Origin of the sequence: Acidovorax sp. SUPP3334 (assembly GCF_030159055.1) — a bacterium.
Taxonomy (GTDB): domain Bacteria; phylum Pseudomonadota; class Gammaproteobacteria; order Burkholderiales; family Burkholderiaceae_C; genus Paracidovorax.
In genome coordinates this window covers 1-1445 of the sequence record NZ_BQXQ01000101.1, presented here as the reverse complement: position 1 = coordinate 1445, position 1445 = coordinate 1, and the positions used below count along the sequence as shown (strand labels likewise).

2 pseudogenes are annotated in these 1445 nt (G+C 58.3%); one reads left to right on the top strand and one right to left on the bottom strand.

Annotated features, from left to right (window positions below):
- A pseudogene (locus AVHM3334_RS23630) lies at positions 1 to 668 on the top strand (hypothetical protein); the annotation flags it as partial.
- A 655-nt stretch (positions 669 to 1323) separates the two neighbouring features.
- Here the strand turns inward: AVHM3334_RS23630 and AVHM3334_RS23625 are convergent.
- Positions 1324 to 1445 (bottom strand): annotated as a pseudogene (locus AVHM3334_RS23625) (IS630 family transposase); the annotation flags it as partial.

Below are 1445 nucleotides of genomic sequence, written 5' to 3'. Positions count from 1 at the left end.
AATTCACCGTGCGCCGCACCGGCGTGCACGCCTGGCAGCTGGTTCACACCGACGGGCGCACGCACCACTTCGCACGGCAGGCGCCAGGCCAGTGGCGCCTGCCCTTGCTCGCGCTATCGGACCGCAATGGCAACCGCATTCAACTCCATTTCGAGGCGGGCGACTTCGCAGAACGGCTGGCAGACGGATCGGCGACAGAGCCCCGCAACGGTGCCCGCCATGGCAAGGCGGACGGCTTCGACCCCTTCGGCATCCCGCCGCGCCCGCAACGCATCACCGACAGCGCGGGCCGCTGGCTGCGCCTGGGCTTTAGCCCGGACGGCCAGCTGGAAACCGTCAACGCCGTGCATGCGGATGGCCAGGAAACCCTGCTGGCCCGCTACCAATATTCGCCAGACCCACAGGATGCCCCCGGCGCGCAGGCCCCCGGCAGCGAGCAAGCCCCGCCCAACCTGGTGGCCCACACCAACGCAGAGGGCCAGGTGCGCCGCTTCGAGTGGAGCCATCACCTGCTGGTGGGCTACACGCTGGCGGGCGGCGCGCGCCACCGCAACGAGTACGACGAGCCCAGCCCCCAGGGCCGCTTACCCCGCGCGTTCCCTGAGGTCAAGTTCCACTCGAAACGGCATAGAGCCAGAAATTGTGAAGCTGGCCCTTCGCAGTTCTAGAAATCCGTTCGGGTGTTTTGATTTTTCTGCATGAACCATGTGCAAAGATGTGCCCAAAATACCTTGCCGCGCCTATTAAAGCCATAAAGTTCTTGAAACCAATAATCACACCAATGTATTCATTCCGGAGATTTGAATCATTGGTGGGATTTTAATTTCCAATATGGAATGACCATGGATTACTCTGTCAACAAGGCGCCTGCAAGTTCTCGACGGAATCGTTCAGATCAGGCGACCGAGCCCCAAACCAGATCAAGGGGATCGACCCAGCAAACACCAATACCGCACGGTATGCCATCCCCGTTGAGGGCAGGCCATGGCTATACAGAGTCACCTGCCAGACCAAGAACATCCAACCTACCTAGAGCAGGACGGAACGAGGCACGACGCCAGAACGAGGCTGGATCATCTTCCAGACTGCCCCCTAAATCACCAGTAGCGAGCAATAATACTTTCAAGACAATCAAGCCGAAGGAAACTTCGGCGATATATAGAAATGTACCTAATGTGGTAGGTATTATTGATACGATGGGACCCAAGTGGAATGACCGGATGGGCCCCCGCGACTGGGGCTCAGAGCCAATGGTGAGATGTTCGGATGGTATCGTCCGAAGATATCCGACCTTTGAGAGGCGACCTGATGCCAATTACTTACTCACAAGTCAGAAATATAGGCGACAGATGGGTGTCTGAAGAATGACCTGATGAGTGCAGGATCTTCAGCCACCGACTGCAACTGCGCATCCACACGCTCCTTGAGCTTCTCCCCCTTTCGCA